Annotated in this window: 21 protein-coding genes; 10 read left to right on the forward strand and 11 right to left on the reverse strand. The window is 66.7% G+C overall.

Going from position 1 to position 24322, the window contains the following annotated elements; genetic code table 11:
- Window positions 1-256: 256 nt before the first annotated feature.
- The 5 genes from cydB to CCS01_RS15020 all read right to left on the reverse strand — a co-directional run bounded on the left by cydB (window position 257) and on the right by CCS01_RS15020 (window position 8077).
- The gene (gene cydB, locus CCS01_RS15000; protein WP_104519609.1) at window positions 257-1267 is read right to left on the reverse strand and encodes a cytochrome d ubiquinol oxidase subunit II; all 1011 of its coding nucleotides are present in this window, start codon (window positions 1265-1267) and stop codon (window positions 257-259) included.
- Window positions 1268-1273: 6 nt separating this feature from the next.
- Window positions 1274-2653, reverse strand: a complete 1380-nt coding sequence (locus tag CCS01_RS15005; protein WP_204848291.1) for a cytochrome ubiquinol oxidase subunit I — start codon at window positions 2651-2653, stop codon at window positions 1274-1276.
- Window positions 2654-2934: 281 nt separating this feature from the next.
- On the reverse strand, window positions 2935-3738 hold the full coding sequence (locus CCS01_RS15010; RefSeq protein ID WP_204848292.1) for a TIGR03084 family metal-binding protein: 804 nt from the start codon (window positions 3736-3738) through the stop codon (window positions 2935-2937).
- Window positions 3739-3763: 25 nt separating this feature from the next.
- On the reverse strand, window positions 3764-6910 hold the full coding sequence (locus tag CCS01_RS15015) for an efflux RND transporter permease subunit (RefSeq protein WP_104519610.1): 3147 nt from the start codon (window positions 6908-6910) through the stop codon (window positions 3764-3766).
- 3 nt (window positions 6911-6913) lie between these two features.
- A complete protein-coding gene (locus CCS01_RS15020; protein ID WP_104519611.1) occupies window positions 6914-8077 on the reverse strand; it encodes an efflux RND transporter periplasmic adaptor subunit in 1164 nt (387 codons plus the stop codon).
- Between the two features lie 457 nt (window positions 8078-8534).
- Here CCS01_RS15020 and poxB point away from each other — a divergent pair, with 457 nt between their 5' ends.
- Genes poxB through CCS01_RS15040 form a run of 4 tightly spaced genes read left to right on the forward strand, consistent with a single transcriptional unit; the run spans window position 8535 to window position 13177 of the window.
- The gene (poxB, locus tag CCS01_RS15025; protein WP_104519612.1) at window positions 8535-10262 is read left to right on the forward strand and encodes a ubiquinone-dependent pyruvate dehydrogenase; all 1728 of its coding nucleotides are present in this window, start codon (window positions 8535-8537) and stop codon (window positions 10260-10262) included.
- Window positions 10263-10264: 2 nt separating this feature from the next.
- Window positions 10265-11008 carry a (Fe-S)-binding protein gene (locus tag CCS01_RS15030; RefSeq protein WP_104519626.1) on the forward strand — a complete coding sequence of 248 codons (744 nt, stop codon included), beginning with the start codon at window positions 10265-10267 and terminating at the stop codon, window positions 11006-11008.
- Window positions 11005-12573, forward strand: a complete 1569-nt coding sequence (locus CCS01_RS15035) for a lactate utilization protein B (RefSeq protein ID WP_104519613.1) — start codon at window positions 11005-11007, stop codon at window positions 12571-12573. The genes CCS01_RS15030 and CCS01_RS15035 overlap by 4 nt, the downstream gene beginning before the upstream one ends.
- The gene (locus CCS01_RS15040; protein ID WP_104519627.1) at window positions 12560-13177 is read left to right on the forward strand and encodes a LutC/YkgG family protein; all 618 of its coding nucleotides are present in this window, start codon (window positions 12560-12562) and stop codon (window positions 13175-13177) included. Before CCS01_RS15035 ends, CCS01_RS15040 begins: the two co-directional genes overlap by 14 nt.
- A gap of 77 nt (window positions 13178-13254) precedes the next feature.
- On the opposite strand, the gene CCS01_RS15045 is transcribed toward CCS01_RS15040, so the two are convergent.
- From CCS01_RS15045 to CCS01_RS15055, 3 genes are all read right to left on the reverse strand, one after another.
- Window positions 13255-13845 (reverse strand): DUF4142 domain-containing protein, encoded by a 591-nt coding sequence (locus CCS01_RS15045; protein WP_104519614.1) that lies wholly within the window; start codon window positions 13843-13845, stop codon window positions 13255-13257.
- Window positions 13846-14810: 965 nt separating this feature from the next.
- Window positions 14811-15047 carry a hypothetical protein gene (locus tag CCS01_RS15050; protein WP_104519615.1) on the reverse strand — a complete coding sequence of 79 codons (237 nt, stop codon included), beginning with the start codon at window positions 15045-15047 and terminating at the stop codon, window positions 14811-14813.
- 69 nt (window positions 15048-15116) lie between these two features.
- Window positions 15117-16685: a long-chain-fatty-acid--CoA ligase gene (locus CCS01_RS15055; RefSeq protein ID WP_104519616.1), complete on the reverse strand. Its 1569-nt coding sequence runs from the start codon at window positions 16683-16685 to the stop codon at window positions 15117-15119.
- Between the two features lie 769 nt (window positions 16686-17454).
- Here CCS01_RS15055 and CCS01_RS15060 point away from each other — a divergent pair.
- From CCS01_RS15060 to CCS01_RS15080, 5 genes are all read left to right on the forward strand, one after another.
- Window positions 17455-18666: a heme-binding protein gene (locus CCS01_RS15060; RefSeq protein ID WP_146101777.1), complete on the forward strand. Its 1212-nt coding sequence runs from the start codon at window positions 17455-17457 to the stop codon at window positions 18664-18666.
- A gap of 215 nt (window positions 18667-18881) precedes the next feature.
- A complete protein-coding gene (locus CCS01_RS15065; protein ID WP_104519618.1) occupies window positions 18882-19331 on the forward strand; it encodes a MarR family winged helix-turn-helix transcriptional regulator in 450 nt (149 codons plus the stop codon).
- Window positions 19332-19335: 4 nt separating this feature from the next.
- Window positions 19336-20889, forward strand: coding sequence for a DHA2 family efflux MFS transporter permease subunit (locus tag CCS01_RS15070; protein WP_239992173.1), 1554 nt, complete (start codon window positions 19336-19338; stop codon window positions 20887-20889).
- A 102-nt stretch (window positions 20890-20991) separates the two neighbouring features.
- The gene (locus CCS01_RS15075) at window positions 20992-21195 is read left to right on the forward strand and encodes an FmdB family zinc ribbon protein (protein ID WP_104519619.1); all 204 of its coding nucleotides are present in this window, start codon (window positions 20992-20994) and stop codon (window positions 21193-21195) included.
- Entirely contained in the window at window positions 21173-21685 is a 513-nt protein-coding gene (locus tag CCS01_RS15080) for a GIY-YIG nuclease family protein (RefSeq protein WP_104519620.1), read from the forward strand. Before CCS01_RS15075 ends, CCS01_RS15080 begins: the two co-directional genes overlap by 23 nt.
- 35 nt (window positions 21686-21720) lie before the next feature.
- Here CCS01_RS15080 and CCS01_RS15085 read toward each other — a convergent pair whose 3' ends face one another.
- From CCS01_RS15085 to CCS01_RS15095, 3 genes are all read right to left on the reverse strand, one after another.
- Window positions 21721-22140, reverse strand: a complete 420-nt coding sequence (locus CCS01_RS15085) for a nucleotidyltransferase family protein (protein WP_239992174.1) — start codon at window positions 22138-22140, stop codon at window positions 21721-21723.
- Window positions 22141-22471: 331 nt separating this feature from the next.
- The gene (locus tag CCS01_RS15090; protein ID WP_158258406.1) at window positions 22472-23338 is read right to left on the reverse strand and encodes an aspartate/glutamate racemase family protein; all 867 of its coding nucleotides are present in this window, start codon (window positions 23336-23338) and stop codon (window positions 22472-22474) included.
- Window positions 23304-23732, reverse strand: coding sequence for an AAA family ATPase (locus CCS01_RS15095; RefSeq protein WP_104519623.1), 429 nt, complete (start codon window positions 23730-23732; stop codon window positions 23304-23306). Before CCS01_RS15095 ends, CCS01_RS15090 begins: the two co-directional genes overlap by 35 nt.
- Before the next feature lie 176 nt (window positions 23733-23908).
- Here CCS01_RS15095 and CCS01_RS15100 point away from each other — a divergent pair.
- Window positions 23909-24322, forward strand: a 414-nt coding sequence (locus CCS01_RS15100; RefSeq protein ID WP_146101779.1) for a hypothetical protein, incomplete at its 3' end; no start/stop codon positions are given.

Consider the following 24322-nt stretch of genomic DNA (forward strand, 5'->3'; position numbering starts at 1 on the left):
CCAGGGGGGACGCCAGGGGGGGCGCCAGGGCCGCGGCAGACCGTTTCCGAGATCTGTGCATGTGGTCGGGACAAGCCGGACCATGACGGAATGGCAAGTATCGTGCCCCCGGTCCCCGCTATTTTAACGCCAGTGGCAGGAACGCCGCCCCAGGCCATGGGCATCCGCCGGATACGCGGACCACGCCAGCATGACGAAAAGGCACCTGATCCGCCTTCTGGTTCCAGGCGGCGTCGCAACCTGGCTGCGATCCGCTTCAGTGATACCCCATGTCGCCCCTGACCTTGCCGCGGAACACCCAGTACGACCATGCCGAATACATGATGATCACCGGCAGCAGGAACAGCGTGCCGATCAGCAGGAACACCTGCGTGCTGGGCGCCGAGGCGGCGTCCCACAGCGTGTAAACCGGCCGCACCAGCATCGGATACAGGCTGATGGCGATGCCGATATAGGACATCAGGAACAGCCCCATGGCGCCGGCGAACGGACCCGCCTGGCTGTCGCCGTTCAGCGCCCGCCACGTGCCGTAGGCAATCGCCAGGGTAATCAGCGGCACCGGCGCCAGCCCCACGATGTTGGGCCAGGAAAACCAGCGCGCGGCGATCCCCGCATCCATCAGCGGCGTCCACACGCTGACGACGCCAATCGCGATCAGCACCGCGATGAAAGCGATCCGCCCCATGCGGCGCGCCCAGGCCTGCACGTCGCCCTCGGTCTTCAGGATCAGCCAGCAGGCGCCCAGCAGGCCGTAGCCCAGCATGAGCGCGATCCCGGTGAAGACGGAAAACGGGGTCAGCCAGTCGAACGACGTGCCGGCGAAGTTGCGGCCGCTGACCTTGAAGCCCTGGATCATCGCCCCGAGCACCGCGCCCTGGGCAAACGCCGCCACCGCCGAGCCGACGGCGAAGCCGCCGTTCCAGAAGCGGCGGACGTGCGGCTGCCGGAAGCGGAACTCGAACGACACGCCGCGGAAAATCAGGCCCAGCAGCATGGCCAGGATCGGAAAATACACCGCCGGGATGATGATCGCATAGGCCAGCGGGAACACCGCCAGCAGGCCGACGCCGCCCAGGATCAGCCAGGTTTCGTTGCCGTCCCATATCGGCGCCACCGAGTTCATCAGCAGGTCCTTCGACGCCTCGGGCGCGAAGCCGTACAGCATGCCGACGCCCAGGTCGAAGCCGTCGAGCAGGACGTAGAAGAACACGCCGATGCCCAGGATCACGCTCCACACCGGGATCAGGTCGAGTGCCACATCAGTCATGACAGATCACTCCGCCGGCCCGGTGACCGGGGTTTTCGGTTGCAGGCCCTCGATCGGCTGCTGCGGTTCCGGCTCGCCCGGCACGCCGCCGCGCACGATCCCGGCCATGAACAGGATGCCGGTCGGAAACATGATGAGATACACGGCCATGTAGAGCAGCAACGAGGCCAGCACGTCGCCGCCGGTCAGCGACGGCGAGACGGAATTCGCGGTGCGCATCAGGCCGAACACCGTCCAGGGCTGGCGCCCGACCTCGGTGGTGACCCAGCCGGCGATCACGGCGACGAAGCCGAGTGGCAGGGTGAACTGGCACAGCCGGCCGTACCATCCGGCCTCGAACAGCCGGTGCCGCAGGCGCAGGACCCAGCCGGTGATGGCGGTGGCCAGCATCAGCAGGCCGATGCCGACCATGACGCGGAAACCGAAGAACACTGGCCAGACCGGCGGCCAGTCGGTGCGAGGCCATTCCTTCAGGCCGCGGACCTCGCCGTTCCAGGTGTGCGTCAGGATCAGGCTGCCGAGATGCGGGATGCGCACCGCATCGTCCAGCCGCGCCGCCGCGTCGTCGGGAATGCCGAACAGCGACAGGGCGTCAGGTTTTTCGGTATCATAGACGCCCTCGATCGCGGCGAGTTTGGTCGGCTGGTATTCGCGCGTGTTCAGCCCGTGCGCGTCACCCAGCAGCATCTGCAACGGCACCAGCACGATCAGCAGGTCGAGCGCCATGCGCACCATGCGGCGCGCTTCCTCGGGAGATTTGTCCCGGCGCAGCAGGTAGAAGCCGACGCCCAGCACGACGAAGCCGGTGGTGATGTAGAACGCCGTCACCGTGTGGGCGAGGCGGTAGGGGAAGGACGGGTTGAAGATGATCGCCAGCCAGTCCACCGGAAAGAAGCGGCCATCGACCACCTTGTAGCCGGCCGGGGTCTGCATCCAGCTGTTGGTCGAGAGGATCCAGAACGACGACATCAGCGTGCCGCCGGCGACCATCAGCGCCGCGAAGAAATGCGCCCAGCGCGGCACCAGCTTGCGGCCGAACAGCAGCACGCCGAGGAACGACGCTTCCAGGAAGAACGCCGTCAGGTCCTCGTAGCCCAGCATCGGCGACAGGACGTTGGCGGTGGCGTCCGAGAAGCGCGACCAGTTGGTGCCGAACTGGAACGGCATCACGATGCCGGAAACCACGCCCATGCCGAAGGAGACGGCGAAGATCCGGGTCCAGAAGCCGGAGATGCGGAACCAGATTTCCTCCCGGGTGAAGAAGTGCAGTCCCTCCAGCACGGCGATGTAGGAGGCGAGCCCGACGGTGAAGGCCGGCAGCATGATGTGCCAGGCGATCACCCACGACCATTGCAGGCGTGAAAGAAACAGCGGATCGAGATGCACGGGCTGTCCTCTTGCGGATCGGGGTTGGGCGAGGCTGGGATCAGGCGGGCGGACGTGGACTGAGGGAGACAGCTGAAGGAAAGGCTTTGGCAGCCGAGACCGTTGCCTCACCGTCATGGCCGGGCGTGTCCCGGCCATCCACCCTCCGCCGTTGCAGCGCAGATGGCCGGGACACGCCCGGCCATGACGAGGGAGCGGCGACCTGGCGCCTTATGATTCGCAATCCCGGCGCAACAGGAAAGAGCCTTGTCCGCACATCATCGCGATGCCGGCCAATCCCGTTACGACGTCACTCTGAACCGCGTTCCCGGCGCCGGCGGGTCCTCCGGTGGGCCGGCGAAGCATTGCGCGATGCGCATCCACGCCCGGGCCGGCTCGCCGACGACGCTCAGTTCGGTATCCGCAACGTTGCGCGCCTGCGTCACGACCTGGCAGAAATCCACCGCCATCCCCTCGACCTTGTTCCCGGCCGAGGGCGCATTCCACTCCCACAGATCGCCCGACGGCGCGGTCAGCCGCACATACGGCATCGGCTCCGGCTTCGGCAGCCCGCGGTTGGCGAAGGTCCAGCCAAAGGTGCGCACGCCAAGCTCGGCGATGTTGCGCAGGCGGTCCGTCGGCTGTGGTCCGATGCCCATCAGGTCGAAGATTTCCTGGCCGTGCGCCCAGGTCTCCATCTGCCGCGCCGTGGCGAACATGCGCACGCCCATGTCCGGGCCCCACCACGGCAGCCGCGTGTCCGGCGGCAGCGTGGCCAGCGTGTCGCATAGCGAAATGACCTGCGTGCGCCACGTCTTCAGCAGGCGCAAGCCCTTCAGGTGGCCCAGGCGATACCGGGTCTCCTCCAGCCGGCTCATGCCGCGGTTGCGCAGCGCCTCGATCTCCCGCCGAGCCTCCGCGAAGGACTCCCGCCCCGCCGCGGCCGCCGCCCCGATCAGGTCGCTGGCGTGCAGGTGCTGCACCACGTCGTTGATGGTCCAGGCCTTGAACTGCGTCGTGCGATCCCAGTCGTCCTCGTGCAGCGTCGCCAGCAGGGTGCGCAACTCGTCCGCCTCGGCACGGAAATCGGCGATCTGCGGCAGCATGGTGTTCTCCCCGTAACGTTCCTGGTTATTCCGCCGGCCTGCCGCGGGCGGCCTCGCGCCGGAACCCGCGGGCGCTCCATTGCGCCAGGAACTCGAAGACAATGAACAGCACCGGCACGAACACAATCCCGAGCACGGTCGCCAGCACCATGCCGCCGAACACCGTCGTGCCGATGGACTGCCGCGCCCCGGCGCCGGCGCCGGTAGCGAGCACCAGGGGCATCACGCCGACGATGAAGGCAATCGCCGTCATCACCACGGGGCGGAACCGCGTCATCGCCCCGGCCTGCGCCCCGGTGCGCACGTCGTCGCCGTGCTCCACCCGCGTCTTGGCGAACTCGACGATCAGGATGGCGTTCTTCGCCGCCAGGCCGATCAGCAGCACCAGGCCGACCTGGCCGTAGACATCGAGTGCGATGCCGCGCAGCCACAGCGCGACCAGGGCGCCCAGCGCGGCGACGGCGACCGACAGGATCACCGACACCGGCAGCGACCAGCTTTCATACTGCGCCACCAGGAACAGGTAGGCGAAGATCAGCGCGAACACGAACACCGAACCGCCGGCGGCACTGCCCTGCTGCTCCTGGTACGACAGGCTGGTCCATTCATAGCCATAGCCCGCCGGCAGGTGCTTCGCCGCCACCGCCGCCATCGCCTGCATCGCCTGGCCGGAACTGACGCCCGGCCGCCCGGCGCCGTTGATCTCCACCGAGGGATACAGGTTGTAGCGCGTCACCGCGTTGCTGCCCTGCACCGTGGTGACGTCCACCAGGCTGTTCATCGGCACCATCGCCCCGGTCGCGCTGCGCACGTACAGGTTGCCGATGTCCGACACCTGGTTGCGGAACCTCGCCGCGTCCTGCACGATCACCTGGAAAACCTGGCTCTGGTAGTTGAAGAAATTGACGAACGCCGAGCCCAGGTTCGCCTGCAGCGTGGTGTAGATGTCGCTGGGCGAGACCCCCAGCAGTTCGGCGCGGGCGGTGTTCACCCGCAGCATGATCTCCGGCACCGACGCCGAGAACGTGGTGAACACCGACGCCAGCGCCTTGTTCTGGTTGGCGGCGTAGATCAGCGCCCGCGCGGTGGCGGCAAGCCGCGGATAGGACTGGCCGGCGCGCGCCTCCAGTTCCATGTCCAGCCCGCCGGTATGGCCCAGGCCCGGGATCGCCGGCGGGTTGAAGGCGGTGATGTTGGCGCTGGGGATGGCGTTGAACTGCCCCTGCAGCCGGCGGATGATGCCGAGCGACGACATGGCCGCGCCCTTGCGCTGGCTCCAGGGCGTCAGGATGGCGATCACCGCGCCGGCGTTGGGCTGCTGGATGCCGCTGACGATGCTGAAGCCGGACAGGTCGATCACGTCCGCCACGCCGGGCGTGCCGCGCACCAGCCGCCCGATGCGCTCGACCACCTGCTCGGTGTGCACCAATGCAGCGCCGTTCGGCAGGCCGACGTTGACGAAGAAGTAGCCCTGGTCCTCCTGCGGCAGGAAGGCGGTGGGCATGTGGACGAACAGCAGGAAGGCGCCGACGAACACGGCGGCCAGACCGAGGCCGGCGACGACCAGCCGCCGCCCCAGCCAGTGCACCGTGCCGCCGTAGCGGCCGCGGATCCAGTCCAGCCCGCGGTTGAAGCCGGTGAACAGGCGGAACCTTGCCTTCCGCGGCGGACGCAGCAGCAGTCCGCACAGCGCCGGGCTCAGCGTCAGGGCGTTGATGCCGGAGATCACGATGGACACCGAAATCGTCACCGCGAACTGGCGGAACAACTGGCCGCTGATCCCGGGCAGGAAGCCGACCGGCGCGAACACCGCGACCAGCACCAGGGTGGAGGCGATCACCGGGCCGGTGATCTCCGCCATCGCCGCGCGCGTCCCCTGCTTCGGCGGGGTTTGCGGGTCTTCCTCCAGGTGGCGGGTGACGTTCTCGACCACGACGATGGCGTCGTCCACCACCAGCGTGATCGCCAGCACGACGGCGAACAGGTCCACCGTGTTGACCGAGTAGCCGATGCCATACAGCACGGCGAACACGCCGATGAGCGAGACCGGGATGGCGCAGGTCGGAATCAGCGTGGCCCGCCAGTCCTGCAGGAACAGGTACACCACGCCGACCACCAGCGTCAGCGTGATGCCCAGCGTGATGAGGATCTCGGAAATGTTCGCCCGGACGAAGTGCGTCGAGTCATAGACGACGGCGTATTGCAGCCCCTCCGGAAAGCTCCTGGCGATCCGCGCCACCTGCGCGCGGATGGCGTCAGCCAGTTGCAGCGCGTTCGCGCCCGGCGCCTGGTAGATCGCCAGCGTCGCCGCGGGGAACTGGTTCAGCCGGGAACTCGAGCTATAGGTCTCCGCCCCAAGCTCCACCCGGGCGATGTCGCCGATGCGGACGACCCCGCCATTGGCGTTGGTCTTGATGATGATGTTGCGGAACTGCTGCGGCGACGTCAGCCGCCCCTGGGTGATGATCGTCAGTTGCTGCTGCTGGCCGCTGCCAATCGGCGGAGCGCCGATCTGCCCGGCGGCGGACTGGATGTTCTGGGCGGCGATCGCGGCCATCACGTCGGCCGGGCTGACGCCCAGCGCCGTCATGCGCACCGGGTCCATCCAGATGCGCATGGCATAGCGCGAGTTGCCGAGGATCTGCGCGTTGCCGACACCGCGCAGCCGCGCCAGCGGGTAGCGCAGGTGAACGTTCGCATAGTTGGAAATGAACGTCTGGTCGTACTTCCCGGTGGGTGAGAACAGGTTCACCGCAATGACGAAGTTGCTGGACTGCTGCAGCACCGTCAGCCCCTGCTGCGTGACCGTCGCCGGCAGTTCCGCCTCGGCCAGCGCCACCCGGTTCTGCACGTTCACCTGGTCGATGTTCGGGTCGGTGCCGATGGCGAAGGTGATGGTCAGCGAGTAGGTGCCGGAGCTGGAGCTGGTGCTGCTCATGTACAGCGCGTCCTGCACGCCGTTGACCTGCTCCTCGATCGGCTCGCCGATGGTCTTCGCCACGGTTTCCGCGTCGGCGCCGGGATATTCCGCCGAGACGGTGATCTGCGGCGGGGTGATGTTGGGATACTGCGAGACCGGGATCGCCCACAGCGCCAGCAGGCCGGCCAGGGTGATGACGATGGCGATGACGATGGCGAATTTTGGCCGGTCGATGAAGAAGCCGGAGATCATCCGCTATGGCTCCGTCCCGTTCGCCTGGCCACTGTTGGCCGCGGTTTGCCGGCTTGCCCGCACCGGGTTGACGACCTCGCCGGGACGCACCTTCTGCACGCCCTCGACGATCACGTCCTCGCCGCCGGTCAGGCCGGCATTGACGATGAACTGCTGGCCGATCTGCGCGCCGATGGTGACGTGCCGCTCGCTGACCTTGTTGTCGGGGCCGACGAGCAGGACGAACTGGCCGGACTTGTCGTCCTGCACCGCCTGCACGGGGACGACCGGGCGTTCCTCGGGCTCGGCGCGGCGCACCTCCACAGTGACGAAGCCGCCGGGGATCAGCAGGCCTTCGGGATTCGTGAAGCGGCCCCAGACGGCGACGGTGCCGGTGGCGGGATCGACCTGGTTGTTGATGAACTCGATCGCGCCCTTCTGCGGATACGGCTTGCCGTTCGGCAGGACCAGGCTAAGCGAGAGGGTCGAGGCGATCTTGGCCGAGCTTTCGCGTGTCCGCTGCAAGGCGCTGACGATCTCGCGATCCGCCACCGAAAAGACCACGCGGATCGGATCAACCTGCACCACGGTCGCCAGCGCGCCGGTGTTGCCGCCGCTGCCGACGAGATTCCCCTGCGTGTAGGCCGCCTTGCCGATGCGCCCGTCGATCGGCGAGACGATGCTGGTGTAGCTGAGGTTGATCGCCGCCGTCTCCACGTTGGCGCGGGCCGACAGGACGTCCGCGGCGGCGCCGTCAAGGTTGGCGCGGTCGGTGTCGATCTGCTGCTGGCTGATCACGCTGCCGTGGCCGAGGCTGGAATCGCGGTCATAGGTCAGCCTGGCGATGCGCTGGCTGGCCTCGGCTTTCTGCAGCGCGGCCTGGGCGGCCTCCAGCGCGGCCTGGTAGGGTCCCTTCTGGAGTTCGAACAGAAGCTGGCCTTTCTTCACCACGCCGCCTTCCTGGAAGTCGATCTTCTCGACGAAGGCCTGCACGCGGGCGATCAGCGCGACCGACTGGATGGCCTGCACGCGGCCGATATAGCTGTAGGTCGGCGCAACGTTCTTCACCTGGATCGGCATCACGGTCACGGCCGGGGGAGGGGCGCCGGCGGCACGGCCAAGCGGGGGCGACAGCAGCAGCATGGCCAGGATTGCCGCCACGCCATGCCGCCGGAGGAGTGAAGCCATGCGCAGGATCCTTCGCTGCCGGACCGTCACCTGCCGGTTCCAGGTGAGAGCGAAACGTCCCGCGGGTGCCTCGGTTCATCGGCGGGCCGGAGAACCTGGAGACGCGGCGTCCGAGTGAGCGGCGGGGCAGGGTGCGTCCCGGCGTAATGGGATGAGAGGGATGGCGCAGGGTGCGCGTCCCGACGCAATGACGGGCGCCGGGTCCGTTGCCCCTCCGTCATGGCCGGGCTTGTCCCGGCCATCTGTGCTTCAACGGCGGGAGGTGGATGGCCGGGACATGCCCGACCATGACGATGGGGCAACGGACGCCGCAAACACTCTGATGTGAACCCGAGGCCAGACCCATCCCGGCGGCATTGCGCGGACGGCAGTCCATCCCAGATGGAAGCCACCACGACTGTTTCACGTATTCCCTCCCAAACGCTGGCCCGTCGATCAACTTCACCCGGAGATCGCCATGCCCAGGCAGTCAGTCGCCGACATCATCGCGGATACGCTGTATGCCGTCGGCGTCCGGCGGATCTACGGCGTCGTCGGCGACTCGCTGAACGGCCTGACCGAGTCGTTGCGGCGGAAACAGACCATCGACTGGATCCACGTGCGCCACGAGGAAACCGCCGCGTTCGCCGCCGGGGCCGAGGCACACCTGACCGGCCAGCTCGCGGTCTGCGCCGGAAGCTGCGGTCCCGGCAACCTGCACCTGATCAACGGCCTGTACGACTGTCACCGCAACCGCGTCCCGGTGCTGGCGATCGCCGCGCACATCCCCTCCAACGAAATCGGCAGCGGCTATTTCCAGGAAACCGATCCGCGCCAGGTCTTCGCCGACTGCGCCCACTATATCGGCCCAGTCGCCACCGTCGCCCAGATCGGCCGCACGCTCGACATCGCGATCCGCGAGGCGGTGGCCAGGCGCGGCGTCTCCGTCGTGGTCATTCCGGGGGACGTAGCCTTGCAGGAAACCGACCAACCCGCGCCGAGCCGCTGGATCGCGCCCGCTCAGCCGTTGGTCCAGCCGAACGCGACGGACCTGCAGGCGCTGGCGCGGATGCTGGACGGGGCGCAGCGCGTAACGATGCTGTGCGGCTCCGGCTGCGCCGGCGCGCACAACGAGATCCTGGCCCTGGCCGAGACGCTGAAGGCGCCGGTGGTGCACGCGCTGCGCGGCAAGGAATGGGTGGAATACGACAACCCCTACGACGTCGGCATGACTGGCCTGATCGGCTTTTCCTCCGGCTACCACGCAATGATGAACTGCGACGCGCTGCTGATGCTGGGGACGGATTTCCCCTATCGCCAGTTCTATCCGACGGACGCGAAGATCGCCCAGGTCGATCTGCGCGCGGAAAATATCGGCCGGCGCTGCTGCGTCGACGTCGGGGTCGTCGGCGACGTGAAGCTGACGGCGATGGCGCTGCGCAGCGTGCTGACGGCGAAGACGGACCGGACATTCCTCGACCGCGCCACGGCGCACTACCAGGAGGCCCGCAAGGCGCTGGATGATCTCGCGGTCGGGCGGCCGGGGCGCAAGCCGATCCACCCGCAGTTCCTGGCGCGGCTGCTGGACCAGGCGGCGGCGGACGATGCGATCTTCACCTGCGACGTCGGCACGCCGACGGTCTGGGCGGCGCGCTATTTCACCATGAACGGCCAGCGGCGGCTGCTGGGCTCGTTCTGGCACGGTTCGATGGCGAACGCCCTGCCGCAGGCCATTGGCGCGCAGGCGGCGTTTCCGGGGCGGCAGGTCATTTCGCTGTCGGGTGACGGCGGCCTGTCCATGCTGATGGGCGACCTGCTCACGCTGAAGCAGTGCGGGCTGCCGGTGAAGGTCGTCGTCGTCAACAACGGCGCGCTGGGCTTCGTCGAGCTGGAAATGAAGGCCAGCGGCTTGCTGGATTTCGGCACCGACCTGAAGAACCCGAACTTCGCCGCGGTCGCGCAGGCCAACGACATGCTGGGGATCCGCGTCGAGGACCCGGGCGAGGTGACCGACGCCCTGGTGCAGGCGCTGCGGCACGACGGGCCGGCGCTGGTCGATGTCGTTACCAACCGGATGGAACTGACGCTGCCGCCGAAGACGACGATGGAGCAGGCGAAGGGCTTCGGCATCTACCTGGCGAAAGCCATCATCAACGGCCGCGGCGACGAGATCGTCGAGCTGGCCCGCACCAACCTGTGGCGCTGACGATGCGCGTCGCCCTGTTCGTTCCCTGCTACGTCGATGCGTTCGAGCCGCAGGTGGGCATCGCCACGCTGGAGCTGCTGCGGCGCTTCGACCTGGACGTTACGTATCCGTTCGACCAGACCTGCTGCGGCCAGCCGATGACCAACACCGGCTGCCACAAGGAGGCCGCGGCGACGGAGGCGCTGTTCGTGCGCAATTTCTCCGGCTTCGACCACATCGTCGTGCCGTCCGGTTCCTGCGCCCATCAGGTGCGGGAGCACATGACGGCGATCCCGCAGACGCCGGCGGTAAAGGCGGTGCGGGAGCGGACGCTCGAGCTGGTGGAATTCCTGCACGACGTCCTGAAGGTGGACGCGTTTCCCTGGGCGGAATTTCCCTACAAGGTCAGCTACCACAACAATTGCAACGCGTTGCGCGGCATCGGCCATGCGGCGCCGTCGGAGTTGCACGGGCCGTTCTTCTCCAAGCCGCTGGACCTGCTGAAGAAGGTGAAGGGGCTGGAACTGGTGCAGCTTGCCCGTCCCGACGAATGCTGCGGCTTCGGCGGCACCTACTGCGTGGCCGAGCCGGCGGTGTCGGTGAAAATGGGCTACGACAAGGTGGCGGATCATGCGCGCGCCGGGGCGGAGTATGTGGTTTCCGCCGATTCCTCCTGCATGATGCACCAGCAGGGCTGCGCCCGCCGGCTTGGCGTCGATCTGCGCTTCATCCACATCGCCCAGGTGCTGAACGGAGCGACCGCATGACAGACGAACCCGGCGGCCTGATCCATCCGGAGCTTCGGTCGGAACGGAACGAATCGCCTGTCGGTCCGGCCGGGCAACGCTTGCAGCATGCCGAGGGCACGTCGCAGCCGCTGCGCTCGAAGATCCGGGAACGGCAGCCTCGGGGGGCTGAGGTCAATGGGCGGCGGCCGATCGACCATGAGGCGGCGGCCGCGCGGTTCATCGCGGCCCCGGAACATGAGAAGATGCACGACGAGCGGCTGTGGGATTTGCGCAGCAAGCGCGACGCGCAGATGCACGCGATCCCTGAGTGGGAGGAACTGCGGGAACTGGCCTCGCAGATCAAGCAGCACACGCTGGCGCATCTCGATGAATATCTGGAACAGTTCGAGGCGGCGGCGAAGGCCAACGGCGTGCATGTCCACTGGGCGACGGACGGCGCGGCGCACAACCGGATCGTGCACGGCATCCTGCGCGACCATGGCGCCAAGCGGCTGATCAAGTCGAAGTCGATGCTCACCGAGGAATGCGGCCTGCGCGACTACATGGCCGCCACCGGCATCGAGGTGGTGGAAACCGACCTTGGCGAGCGCATCCAGCAGCTTGACGACGAGCCGCCGAGCCATGTCGTCGTTCCAGCGGTGCACAAGCTGCGCCGGGACGTCGCCGAGGTGTTTTCCCGCACCCTGGGCAGCGACCCGGACACGGATGAAGTGCCCTATCTCGCCGAACGGCAGCGCGAGGCGACGCGGCCGCTGATCCTGTCGGCGGATGCCGGCATGACCGGCGGCAACTTCGCCGTCGCAGAAACGGGTTCGTTTGTTGTCTGTACCAATGAAGGAAACGCCGATCTGTCGGCGAATGTGCCGGCGTTGCATATTGCGTCGATCGGGATTGAGAAATTGATCCCGCGTGTCGAGCATCTGGGCGTTTTCATCCGCCTGCTGTCGCGCAGTGCGCTGGGCTCGCCAATCACGCAGTACACCTCGCATTTCCGCCGCCCGCGGGAAGGTGGCGAGATGCACGTCGTGCTGGTGGACAACGGGCGTTCGGCGCGGCTGGGGATGGCCGAGTTCTGGACGTCGCTGAAGTGCATCCGTTGCGGCGCCTGCATGAACACCTGCCCTGTGTTCCGCCGCAGCGGCGGCCTGTCCTACGGCGCCACCTACGCCGGGCCGATCGGCCTGATTTTGGATCCGACGTTCGACAAGAGGAAGTATTCGACGCTGCCGTTTGCATCGACCCTGAACGGGTCGTGCAGCAATGTCTGTCCGGTGAAGATCAATATCCATGAGCAGATCTTCGCCTGGCGCAGGGTTCTGGCCGAGGAACATGAAATCCCGCTGGTGAAGCGCCAGATGATGCAGGCCGCCGGCGCCGTGCTGTCGCGACCGGCGCTGTACCGGGCGGCGATTTCCACGGCCGACTCGGCGCTGCGGTTCCTGCCGCGGTTCGCGGTTTACAACCGCTGGAACGCCTGGGGCGCGGGGCGGGAGATGCCGCCGGCGCCGAAGGAAACGTTCCACACGTGGTATGCGCGGACGCATCCGGCGGCAGACAAGGGGAGCGGCGATGGATCCGCGTGACGCCATCCTGGCGGCGGTGCGCCGCAACCGTCCCGTGGGCGAGCACCCATTGCCGCCAGTGCCGCACTTTGCGGTCAGCGAGGCGGGCGAGCGTGCCGCCTGCTTCGCGCGAAGCCTGGAGCTGATGGGCGGGAAGGTTCTCGAGCCCGACCCGGCTGCCGATTTGCTGACGGCATACCTGCGGGGCAGCGGGCTCGCGCCGCCCGAGATTGTTTGCTCGGCCGTGCCGGAGATTGCCGGCAACCGCGACCTCGCCACGGTCGCCCATCCGCGGGACCTCGCCGACGTGGACGTGGCCGTCGTGCGGGCGGCGTGCGGGGTTGCCGAAACCGGATCGGTACTGCTGACCGAGGCGCAGCTTCAGGTCAATGCCGTTGCCTATCTCGCCCAGCACCTGCTTGTGCTGCTCGACCCCGCCGACATCGTCGCCTCCATCCACGATGCCTACGATCGGCCCGAATTTCACCAGGCCCGCTACGCGGTTTTCCACACCGGCCCGTCGGCGACGGCGGATATCGAGGGCGTTCTGGTGCATGGCGCGCAGGGGGTGCGCTCGCTGACTGTGGTCCTGCTGCCCCGGCAGCCGTCGAGCGTTCCCGCCTGACCGGCGGAAACGCTCCGTTTCACGGTTCGCCAGCCATTGACCGCTGCGCGATGCCGGTCAGGCCGGCGATGCGGCGATCAGCGGCTTGCCTGCTTGTTCTGGCCGTTGTCCAGTTGTGTCTGGATCGCCTGCGCCAGCGCCAGATGCTCCTGCTGCACCGGCAGGCCCAGCTTGGCGAAGGCGGTGACGTCGTTGTTCTGGTTGCTGTTCGCTTCCTGCTGCCAGGCTTTGACGCTCTGCTCGTTGGTTTTCGCCTCGTGGTCGATGAAGGCGCGGTCGAACTGCGCGCCGCTGAGGTTCCACAGCTTGTTCCCGGCGTGCTGCTCGTTCCCGGCGTGCTCCTCGCCGTTCCGCATGCCCTGCTGCCCTTCGTTCTTCGCGTTGTGCCATTGCTCGAACGGCTGGGCGCCCTGGAGCGCGCTGAGCTGGCTCGTGAGCATCGAGTGATCGTCGACGATCAGCCGGGCATAGCCCTTGACGGCGGGATCCTGCGCCTTCCACTCGGCGAGCATGGCCTCGTGCATCTCGTGCATGTTGTCCCGCGCGACCTGTTGCAGGAAATGCTGGCTCGACTGCGACTCGTTGGTGTTCGTGTTCGACTGCGCCAATGCCGCACCCGGAAGGGCCGCGCTGATGACAAGCGCCGCGAGCGTGTACTTTGCGTTCATCGATATCCTCCTGTTCAAGGGCAGTATCCGCGCCGTCACAGCGAAGCGGCGCGGCGGGCGCAGTGACCGAAGCGCGTGCACCCAAGGCCAGGACGCTTTCGCCAAAGCTTTGGTGCGGCGGGGCGCCGCTCAACTTGCAGTGGCGCCGGTATCGTCATGCATTGGCAAATGTCGCGTCATCCGCTGGGCTTTCGTAAGGTGCCACGACATGTGTCATGCGGCGGAGCAGGGTCCCCGCCCCATCGTCACGGCCAGGCGTGTCCGCATGGGCGCTACAGCAGGCCGCAGGTCGCTTGAGACATGGCGACGGCGCTCCCTCATCGTCATGGCCCGGACAAGCCCTACGCAATGCACACATCTCGGAAACGGTCCGCCGCGGCGTTTCCCTTTCGTCATGGCCCGGCTCGTCCGGGCCACCTATTCCAGCACGTGTGCCGCGACAGGTGGCCCGGACAAGCCGGGCCATGACGATGGGGGAACGCTCTCGGCCGTGAGGCAATTACTTGATTTTACAGTCATTTCCGACTCGTTTCCGAGATGTGTGCATCCCGTAGGGACGAGCCGGGCCATGACGATGAGGACAGGGGGCCTCAGTGTCCCAACCGACCTGCGGTCTGCTGTAACTTAGCGGGTGGACGGCACGACCGTTGCCACAACGTCATAGTGGGCGCAGGCCCACCATCCTCCACGCCTTCTGCCGACACCAGCACCGCAAGGCGTGGATGGCGGCCCTGCGGCCGCCATGACGACGGGGCGGTGCGCCGTGCCCGGCCGCCTAAGTCAGCGCCTATGGGGCTTGTCCGCATGGGCGCTACGGCAAACCGCAGGCCGGTTGTGACGCACGGGCGGCCTGTCCTGCCGTCATGGCGGCCCTTCGATGACCCGGGACCGTGGCCGCATCGGCATCCAGCCGCCGGACGCGAAGAGCCTGCACCGGGCGGGCTCCCGGCGCCTGGCCGGCATCCCTATCGGACGTCCTTGGGCTTGATCTTCCTCAGCGGATGCAACGAGTTCCAGCTGTCAACGCAGGACTGGAGGATCTTCGCGTGCGACGGCGCCTGCTGGCCCTCGTCGGTCCACGCCGCCGTGGCCTCGGGCGACTCGGCGGCGGCCACGCAGTTGGTGACCCATTGGTGCGGCGACGGCGTCTGTGCCGCACCGGCCGGCAGCAGGACCGCGGCAATGGTAGCACCTGAAATCATTTGTCGTGTCCCGATCATGCTGCCTCCTGGGTATGGCCCGGACGGACGCAACCCCGGCCCGCCGCGCCGTCAGCTCACCCGGCGATCCTGTGTTTTCCAGTAACGTTCGCGCAGCGTCCGGTGCAGCACCTTGCCGGTGGCGTTGCGGGGCAGAGCATCGACGAAATCGACCGACTTGGGAAGCTTGAATCCGGCGATCCGCTGCCGCGCATAGGCGATCAGATCCGCTTCGCTCGCGCTTTGCCCGGACCGCAGCACGACGATCGCCTTCACCGCCTCGCCCCAGCGCGGGTCCGGCACGCCGATGACCGCCACCTCGGCGATGGCGGGATGGCCGAACAGCGCGTTCTCGACCTCGGCCGGATAGACGTTCTCGCCGCCCGAGACGATCATGTTCTTGACGCGGTCATGGACATAAACGTAGCCGTCGTCGTCCCGATAGGCGGCGTCGCCGGTGCGCAGCCAGCCGCCGGGGAGGAAGGCGTTGCGCGTCGCCTCCGGATTGTTCCAGTAGCCTTTCATCACCGTCGGCGCGCGGATGACGATCTCGCCCACCGTGCCCGCGGGTACCGGCTCGCCGTCCGGATCGACGATGCGCAGGTCGAACCCCGGATACGGCTTGCCGCAGGAGCGCAGCTTGCCGAGCGCCGCGTCGTGCAGCGCCGGCGGCAGGAACGTGCCGCCGCCGCAGGCTTCCGTCAGTCCATACAGATGCCACAGGCCGGCATTGGGAAAAACCGCGCGCGCCTGTTCCACCAACGCCTCGGCAATCGGCGACGCGCCGTACAGCAATTGCCGGACCGAGCGGAAATCAGCGCGGGCGCAATCGGGATGCTGCACCAGCAGCAGGATGGCGGCGGGCACCAGGATCAGTGACGTCACGCCGTGCCGTGGGATGACGTCGATCAGCGCGGCGGGGTCGAACATCGCCATCACCACCACCGCCGCGCCGCCAACCAGGCCGGCGAGGCCGATATTCGTTCCGGCGACGTGCGAAACCGGCATGCAGACCAGCACCACGTCGCCGGCGCCGTAGCCGATGGGTCCGCCGTTCTCGCCGGCCCTGAACAGGTTCATGACGCCGGCGTGGCCCAGCTCGACGCCCTTGGCCAGGCCCGTGGTGCCCGAGGTGTAAAGTTGCAGCGCCGTGTCCTCGGCCGCGACGGGGAAGGCGTGGTCCGCCGGGTCCGCGGCGTCGCGCCACGCGGCGAAATCCGGCCAGGCGCCGCTCGCGCCGTCCATGGCGATGCATTGCAGGCTACGGGACAGATCGAGCGCCGCGGGAACCGAACCGAAGCCCGGCCCGACGAACAGCGTGGTGATGCCGGCGTCCGCGACGATGGCGCCGATTTCGGGCGGGGCCAGGCGCCAGTTCAGCGGCACCAGCACCGCGCCGAGCCGCGCGGCGCCGAACAGCAGCTCGAAATAAAGGTCGGAATTGCGCCCAAGGTAGCCGACGCGGTCGTGCCGCCGGACGCCAAGCGCGGCCAGCCCGTTGGCAACCCGGGTGGCGCGGCGCTCAAGCGCCGCGTAGGAGGTCACGCGATCCTCGAAGATCAAGGCCGTCGCGTCCGGCCGGATGGCTGCCTGGCGGCGCAAGGCATCGGCAAGCGTTGTGCTCTCCCGCAATTTGTCCATTGTCGGGTCTCCCTGTCCTTTTGTTGTTGTTGCGTTCGGTGCCTTCCTGGTGTGTCGCCCGAAGTCCGGCGGCACGAGGCAGCGGGATTCCGGGTTCCGGCGCGGCTCAGCAGATCACAGCCGCCCGGCCGTTCGCCAGTCACCGTTGCGCAATGTCCGGCCGAGCGCAGCGGCCAACAACGCCGATCGGCCGGACCGGTAGGTTGCCTGGCTTCGCAGCGGCGTGACGCATGCGGGGCGGGGGCGGGCGCCATCCGCGTCGCCACCGGCACCTTCGGGATATTCTTTGTTGAACGTAACGGAATGGCATCGCCTTCCGGCAATGCAGCGTGACAGGCACTATGGAAATCTGTTTCCTCCGGCGTCGCGGCAGGGCCATCCGGCGGGCGGGGTGGCGGCCGCGGGCCAACCGGCGCGACGAAACGACCTGCCGCCGTCGCCGCCGCTGCCACGGCGCCGCCGCCGGCCGGTCCGGCAGGGTCCGATGACGGCGCGGCGAGCCCCTGCTAGCGCGATCTTGAACCCGGACAGCCGCTCGCGCGATCGGGAATAGTGAAGTAGTTCACTCATGGTTTTCTTTCCCCGGATTAATGTGCCGTCGCACGCGGCCGCCGGTTGCCCAGGCGGTCCGGCGCTTCGCCAGCCTGAAAGCGGGTCCCGCCACGACCGAGACGAGACGCCAGGACAGCAAAACCGCAATTGCCGGCCGATGCCTATCCACAGCGTGCCTATCCACAGCGTGCCTATCCACAGTCAGAGGTTCAAAGACATGAGCGAACAACTCACGCCTGCCGTCTCGATGCCGGGCAACTTCAGGTTTGGCGCCGTGCCAAGCGCGAAAAAGGTGCTGGAGGAGGCAGGCAAAGCCGCGCTCCAGGCCGCGCCGGGGGTGGTCAGGCAAGCCGACGCGCCGGCCCCCGATCTCGGCCCGCTGGCGGCCTTCGTCGGCGACTGGCACGGCACCGGGCTGAACACGATCTTCCGGCCCGACAATCCGGAGACGCCGACGCCGCTGCCGGTTCCGGTCGCCGGCTCGGACAATGTCCTGGAGATCAACCTGACGACGGAGACCCTGTCGTTCTCGAAGAGCCTCGGTTCGGTGCCGAATCGCGGGTCGGGGGCGCAGGGCGACATCTTCCTCAATGGCGTGCCGTATCTGCAGACCATCAATGACGTCACGCTGCCTGGCCAGGTCACCGGCATTCATTTCGAGCCGGGCCTGTGGGTGATCGTTCCGAAGACGAACGTTCCCGAGGAAGGCCCGACGCTGGCGCGCATGGCCTCGATCCCGCATGGCACCACGATCAACGCGCAGGGCACGTTCTTCACCGTGCAGGGCGGGCCGAAGATCGATCCGGTGGACATCACGCCGATCGCCATCGGCACCGGCAAGCTGGTGCCGTTCCCCAGCCAGACCGTGACCAACCAGGGCACGCCGCGGATTCCACAGGATCTGACGTCGTTCACCGCCGCCGGAACGATCACCCAGGCGATCCTGTCGGACCCGACCACGGTGCTGCGCAACCACATCGCGGGCCAGAACATCGTCTCCACCGACGTGCTGGTGATCGACACCACGCCGAAGACGCCGCTGTTCGGCGGCGGCACCGACAACATCGCGTTCCTGCTGGGCGACGCGAACGGCACCCAGGCGAACGCGAATGCGATTGCGGTGGAAATGAAGGCCATCTTCTGGATCGAGACGGTGGAGCACGACATCCACATCCCGGTCCTGCCGCCTGCGGCGTACCCGCACGTCCTGCAGCCCGCCGGCGTGAAACCCGGCCACCTGGCGCCGCAATTCGCCCTGCATCCGATGGCGGCCGTGCAGGCGCCGATCACCATCAAGTTCCGGACAAAGCAGATTCAGTACGTGCAGCAGGTGTTCCTCAACTTCAAGGGACTGAGCTGGCCGCATGTGTCCGTGGCGACCCTGGTGCCGGCGCTGCCGATCCCGATTCCGCTGGCCGCCCTGAGTTGACGGCCGGGGGCTGACGCCTGGTACCTTTCGGTCATGGCCGGGCGTGTCCCGGCCATCCACTCCCCCCACCGTCACAGCGCAGATGGCCGGGACACGCCCGGCCATGACGGAGAAGCAACGGACCACCACGCGCCCGGCCACCAAGCCCTGGGCGTTCACACTTGTGCCAATAATTGGAGTACCATATATTGGCACACCAACTGATCGGAGCCGCGATGTCATCCCCCCAGCCCGCCCTGCGCGACGGCTTCGCCCGCCTGGTGGCCCGCATCGCCCGGCAGTGGCGCCGCGCCGTGGACCGCCGCCTGCAGCCCTTCGGCCTGACCGAGGCCACCTGGCTGCCGCTGATCCACATCGCCCGCGCCGCCGCGCCGATGCGCCAGAAGGACCTGTCCGCCTCACTGGTGCTGGACGGCTCCTCGGTCGTCCGCCTGCTCGACGCCCTGGAATCCGCCGGCCTGATCGAGCGCCGCGAGGACGCCGATCGGCGGGCCAAGATCATCGCCCTGACCGGCCACGCGCTGGGGATCATCGACCAGGTCGAGGCCGCCTCCCGCGAGGTCCGCACCGAGGTGCTGACCGGCCTGTCGGACGAGGAGATCGAAGTCGCCACCCGCGTGCTGCAGCGCGTCGGCCAGAACCTGTCGCAGATGCTGCCGGACTAGCGCGGTGACAGCGGCGAGCACGACGATCCAGGCGGCGCCCGCCGCGCCGTCCTCCACAGCGAACCGGACCATCATCACTGTCTGCACCGTGGTGGCGACGCTGATGCAGTCGCTCGACAGCACCATCGCCAACGTCGCGCTGCCCTACATGCAGGGCTCGATGGCGGCGAGCCAGGACGAGATCAACTGGGTGCTGACCAGCTACATCGTCGCCGCCGCGATCATGACCGCGCCGACGGGATTCCTGGCGGCGAAGTTCGGCCGCACGCGGCTGTTCGTCACCGCCGTGTCCGGCTTCACCATGGCCTCGGTGCTGTGCGGCCTGGCGCAGTCGCTGGGGCAGATCGTGGTGTTCCGCGTGCTGCAGGGCATGTTCGGCGCCGCCCTGGTGCCGCTGTCGCAGTCGGTGATGTACGACATCTACCCGGTCGAGCAGCGCGCCCGCGCCATGTCGGTCTGGACCATGGGCGTGATGGTCGGCCCCATCCTCGGGCCGATCCTGGGCGGCTGGCTGACGGAGAACTACACCTGGCGGTGGGTGTTCTACATCAACGTGCCGCTGGGCGTGCTGACCGCCCTCGGGCTGGCGACTTTCCTGAAGGAAACCAAGCCCAGCAACGCCGTCCGGCTCGACTGGATCGGCTTCGGCGCGCTGAGCCTGGCCATCGGCGCGTTCCAGACCATGCTGGACCGCGGTGAGACGCTGGACTGGTTCGGATCGAGCGAGATCATCATCGAGGCCTGCCTCGCGGCCCTGGGGTTCTACCTGTTCCTGGTGCAGTTCTTCCTGGCGCGCCGCCCGTTCCTGTCGCCGCGGCTGTTCAAGGACGTCAACTTCGTCGTCGGGCTGACGCTGTACTTCACCAACGGCATGATCATGTACGCGACGCTGGCCCTGCTGGCGCCCTACCTGCAGACGTTGATGAACTACCCCGTGGTCACCGCCGGCTTCGTGCTGGCGCCACGCGGGGCCGGGCTGGCGCTGGCCGCGCTGGTGTGCAGCCGGCTGATGGGCACGATCAGCCCGCGCACGCTGGTGGGCCTGGGCTTCGCCACCGGCGCCTATGTGCTGTACCACATGACCGGCTGGACGCCCGACATCTCGGAAGCGACGGTGATCGGCATCGGCTTCGTCCAGGGGATCAGCCTGGGCTTCATCACCATCCCGATCAACATCATCACCTTCGCCACCCTGCCGGCCGAACTGCGCACCGAGGGCGCCGGCGTGTACAGCCTGGTGCGCAACCTGGGCAGCGCCATCGGCATTTCCATCACCGGCGCGCTGCTGTCGATCAACACCCAGGTCAACCACGCGGTCCTGGCCGCCGAGGTCACGCCGTTCGCCCGCGCCTTCCAGAGCGGCGCCGCGTCGCATTTCTGGCACCTGGGCACCGTGCACGGCAGCGTGCTGCTGAACGAGGAGGTGACGCGGCAGGCGCGCATCATCGCCTATATCGACGATTTCAAGCTGATGCTGGTGCTGGCCGTCGGCGCCCTGCCGCTGCTGCTGCTGACCCGCCCGCCGAAGCGCAAGCCCGCGGTGGCGGCCGGGTCGTAGCGCGGGCGCCGCACGCGCCGGGCCGCACAGCAGAGCAGTGGCAACCCGCCCGCCTCCGGTCTATATCGGGCTGGAACGAACCAGACCGGAGACCCCGTCCTCATGCCCCTGTTCAGCTATCACTGCACCGGATGCGATACCGAATTCGAGACCCTGGTCATCGGCAGCGAGCCGCCCGCCTGCCCAGACTGCGGCTCCACCGACCTGCAGCAACTGCTGTCGCGCGTCGCCCCGGAGCCGCGGGTGGCGGAACCCACCGGGAGTTGCTGCGCCTGCGAGCAGTATGGCCGCTGCGCCGCCGCATAAGCCCGGCACCGTCGCGCGTCCCCGGCGGCGCGGCCCGGCCCTGCCGGATGCCGGGGCGGATGAGCCGGCGCCGGAGGGCCTGCCGCCGGGGCGCTTCATCCGCGACGCGGGGCAGGCGCCGGACTCCCCCGGCGCCTATCTGCTGCTGATCACGCTGCCGGCGCCGCTGCGCGTGGTCTTGCCGCGCCGGGCCGAGGTGACGCTGCCGCCGGGACGGCTGCTCTACGCCGGTTCGGCCCGCGGCCCCGGCGGCCTGCGGGCGCGGCTGGCGCGGCACCTGCGGACCGAGAAGACGCCGCACTGGCATATCGACCGCGTGACGCTGGCGGGAACGGTGCAGGGGGCGTGGGTTTTCCCCGGCGGCGACGAATGCGCCCTGGTCGCCGCGCTGGCGCACCTGCGGGTGCCGCTGCCCGGCTTCGGCAGCACCGACTGCCGGGGGTGTGTCAGTCATCTGCTGGCCTGGCCGGTGGAGGATGGGGAGCTATGAGGGGCGGGATTGTGGGGGGCTTTGAACCGGACCGATCACAGCGATACCCCATCGTGATCGATATGTTTCAGCAGCCCGGGATCGACGCCATGGCGGTTCGTCGGGAGCCCGATCGCCGATACCTTCAGCCCGCGCAGGCGATAATCGGCACAAAGGAAATTCAGCGGACGGCTTTCCCGCCCGCGATCGAAGTCTGCGATGAACAAAGCGATGTCCCAGTCGCTGTCCTCGCGCGCATCGCCCCGGGCGCGTGAGCCGAACAGGATCGCCCGGTCAAGGCGCACCGGGTAGAGCCTTTCGGCATCGCGGCGAAACCGTTGCAGCAATTCGGCTGATGACCCCATGTCCGATACCAACTGCCAGTCAGCATTGCCATGATACGACGGGCATGCTGTGGGTGCGAGGCGGACAATGGTGCCTGCGCTGCCAGTACTATGGATCGCCTGTTTGGGCATTGGGCGGATCGACGGGATTCAAACAACGTCGCAATAACGTCCCGGCTGTGCCGACACCGCGTGCCAGCGATGCGGTTCGACCCGACCGCAGGTCGCCCGAATCGCTGCTCTGCGGTCTCTGCGCTCCGCTCTGCGCGCTCTGCGTTGAATCGCGGTGGTCGGGGCGCCGCCGGCGTTGGAGATTGGACGACTCACAGGTAGCGCCGATTTTTGTGGCGGCACCGCATTTTTCAACGCAGAGGTAGCAGAGCGGAGCGCAGAGCGCGCAGAGGCATCATCCAACGAAGACGCTCGTGGAATGACAATCAGTTTGGAAATGCACTTTCACGGATTATTGGCCAGGAAGTTCTTCGTTCAAAACTTCGTCGGCCTTCTCCCCCAGAATCGTTAGCCATACAGCAAAGGATTTTGTTGGTAAGCGATATTGTCCAGGCTTTTTGTCGTTCGTCAGGATTATATTTCGTGTTTTGAGGGCATTCAAGGCATTGTTCACTTGTGTGGGTTTGATTCCCGACAATTGTATGATGTCTTGTCGGGAGACCCATGTATCTCCCCGCAGCGCCATAGCCTGCAACACCTTCCTGTAGTCAGCAGACGAGATTTTTTCGTAATAGAGCGCTTCGAAGTATCTTTTGCCTAGTTGATAGATGGCGCCACCCTTCTTGAAGATACCGATATTTATGTCTTCTTCGTCAATTGCGTAGTCAGTGTCCTCCTGGAATGACCAGTATGAAAATTCCTGGAGGAAATGAGGATATCCTTCCGATCGTTCGGCTAGAAGCTGCAAAGCTTCAGGCTTAATGGTAGTCTCTCGCTTGTTCTTCCTGTTTGCCTCATTTAGGCCTTGACTTATGACCATCTTCCTATCGTCCATCGATAGGACGTCAAGCGTGAGAGTCTCGAAAATCCTAGGAGCAGACTCGTGGCTTTCTCGTAGCTTGGGAACCAACGTCGGCAGGCCCGCTAAGCCGATGCATACTTGATCACAGTTAAGCCGCGTTAGCCTCTCCGTTAATAGCTTGACTATCTCCCCTAGCTTGGCCTGCATAGCATCAGGCTTATCGGCTTCGTCTATTAGGATAACCAAACCGTCGATCATATGGCCCGCGCATTGCAGAAGATCCCTCATTGAGCTAGCCATATCATCAACGGCTTGAATAGGATCAAGAAAATTTCCAGGTTTTTTTATATTCCACACCGAGCACCTTCCAGTTCGATAGAAAGTCAAGAACCTTTTTGGCGACGGTTTTTAGTTCCATCATGTTGGCTAATTGGTATCTAAGCTGTCCTCCAATCTTGGTGATGATATCAAGGTCCGTGGAATTGCTATTTAACTCGATATCAATAACGAGGAAGTTCATCGATAGGCTATCGCTCCAATTGACTTTCCCTGCCGCAAGTGACTTCACGAAGAGAAGTAATGACGACTTTCCGATGCCTCTCTCGCCTTCGATGAGAAAGTGCCTCGGGTTGCCAAGTTTGGTCTGGAATAGGCATCTCTCGATCGTATTGAGTTCATTGGCGCGGCCCACAAACATCCCAGGCGCAACAATCGACCCAGGTCGAAATGGATTAAATTTTAGATCGGCCATGACACCCCCGGTCAACGTCCCTGCACACTAGCGTATGTAACAAAAGGTGGAAAGCCTTAATAAGTACTAATTCATAACAGACCGGGCCGTGTGACGTGATGGAGTAGGAAATATTTCTTGACAACCCCCACAACCTCGGGTAGAACACGCCGCCTCCACACCCGAGCCCCCGCCCCATGTCCAAACCCACCGTCTGCCTCAACCTCGTCCTCATCTACCTCACCCCGATGTTCCTCTGGGCCGCCGACGGCGACCTCGACATCGCCCGCCAGGCCGCGCTGGAAACCCTCGACGCCTACCGCGCCCGCACCGCCATCAGCCTGATCACCGCCGCGCGCCTCATCGCCTTCGAACTCGCCAGCCTCGCCTCGCTCAGCCAGTCCATGGACGACGACCTCGCCCCCGAACTCGCCCTGCGCTTCCGCGGCAACGCCGTCACCCTCGACCGCGCCGCCGAGCGCAACCGCGCGGTGCTGGACCGCCAGCGCATCCCCGCCGCCGCCGCGCATCTCACGCCGGAGAACGCCGCCGCCGCGGTCGCCGAGGCGCAGCAGCGCGTGCAGCAGGCCATCGCCGCCCTGCAACCCGCC

The organism is Rhodopila globiformis, assembly GCF_002937115.1.
Taxonomy (GTDB): domain Bacteria; phylum Pseudomonadota; class Alphaproteobacteria; order Acetobacterales; family Acetobacteraceae; genus Rhodopila; species Rhodopila globiformis.

Excerpts from the sequence above, each read along its gene's own strand:
- cydB (WP_104519609.1), bottom strand. The coding sequence starts at position 1,267 with ATGACTGATGTGGCACTCGACCTGATCCCGGTGTGGAGCGTGATCCTG.
- CCS01_RS15010 (WP_204848292.1), bottom strand. The coding sequence starts at position 3,738 with ATGCTGCCGCAGATCGCCGATTTCCGTGCCGAGGCGGACGAGTTGCGC.
- CCS01_RS15015 (WP_104519610.1), bottom strand. The coding sequence starts at position 6,910 with ATGATCTCCGGCTTCTTCATCGACCGGCCAAAATTCGCCATCGTCATC.
- CCS01_RS15020 (WP_104519611.1), bottom strand. The coding sequence starts at position 8,077 with ATGGCTTCACTCCTCCGGCGGCATGGCGTGGCGGCAATCCTGGCCATG.
- poxB (WP_104519612.1), top strand. The coding sequence starts at position 8,535 with ATGCCCAGGCAGTCAGTCGCCGACATCATCGCGGATACGCTGTATGCC.
- CCS01_RS15030 (WP_104519626.1), top strand. The coding sequence starts at position 10,265 with ATGCGCGTCGCCCTGTTCGTTCCCTGCTACGTCGATGCGTTCGAGCCG.
- CCS01_RS15035 (WP_104519613.1), top strand. The coding sequence starts at position 11,005 with ATGACAGACGAACCCGGCGGCCTGATCCATCCGGAGCTTCGGTCGGAA.
- CCS01_RS15040 (WP_104519627.1), top strand. The coding sequence starts at position 12,560 with ATGGATCCGCGTGACGCCATCCTGGCGGCGGTGCGCCGCAACCGTCCC.
- CCS01_RS15045 (WP_104519614.1), bottom strand. The coding sequence starts at position 13,845 with ATGAACGCAAAGTACACGCTCGCGGCGCTTGTCATCAGCGCGGCCCTT.
- CCS01_RS15050 (WP_104519615.1), bottom strand. The coding sequence starts at position 15,047 with ATGATTTCAGGTGCTACCATTGCCGCGGTCCTGCTGCCGGCCGGTGCG.
- CCS01_RS15055 (WP_104519616.1), bottom strand. The coding sequence starts at position 16,685 with ATGGACAAATTGCGGGAGAGCACAACGCTTGCCGATGCCTTGCGCCGC.
- CCS01_RS15060 (WP_146101777.1), top strand. The coding sequence starts at position 17,455 with ATGAGCGAACAACTCACGCCTGCCGTCTCGATGCCGGGCAACTTCAGG.
- CCS01_RS15065 (WP_104519618.1), top strand. The coding sequence starts at position 18,882 with ATGTCATCCCCCCAGCCCGCCCTGCGCGACGGCTTCGCCCGCCTGGTG.
- CCS01_RS15075 (WP_104519619.1), top strand. The coding sequence starts at position 20,992 with ATGCCCCTGTTCAGCTATCACTGCACCGGATGCGATACCGAATTCGAG.
- CCS01_RS15080 (WP_104519620.1), top strand. The coding sequence starts at position 21,173 with ATGGCCGCTGCGCCGCCGCATAAGCCCGGCACCGTCGCGCGTCCCCGG.
- CCS01_RS15085 (WP_239992174.1), bottom strand. The coding sequence starts at position 22,140 with ATGCCCAAACAGGCGATCCATAGTACTGGCAGCGCAGGCACCATTGTC.
- CCS01_RS15095 (WP_104519623.1), bottom strand. The coding sequence starts at position 23,732 with ATGGCCGATCTAAAATTTAATCCATTTCGACCTGGGTCGATTGTTGCG.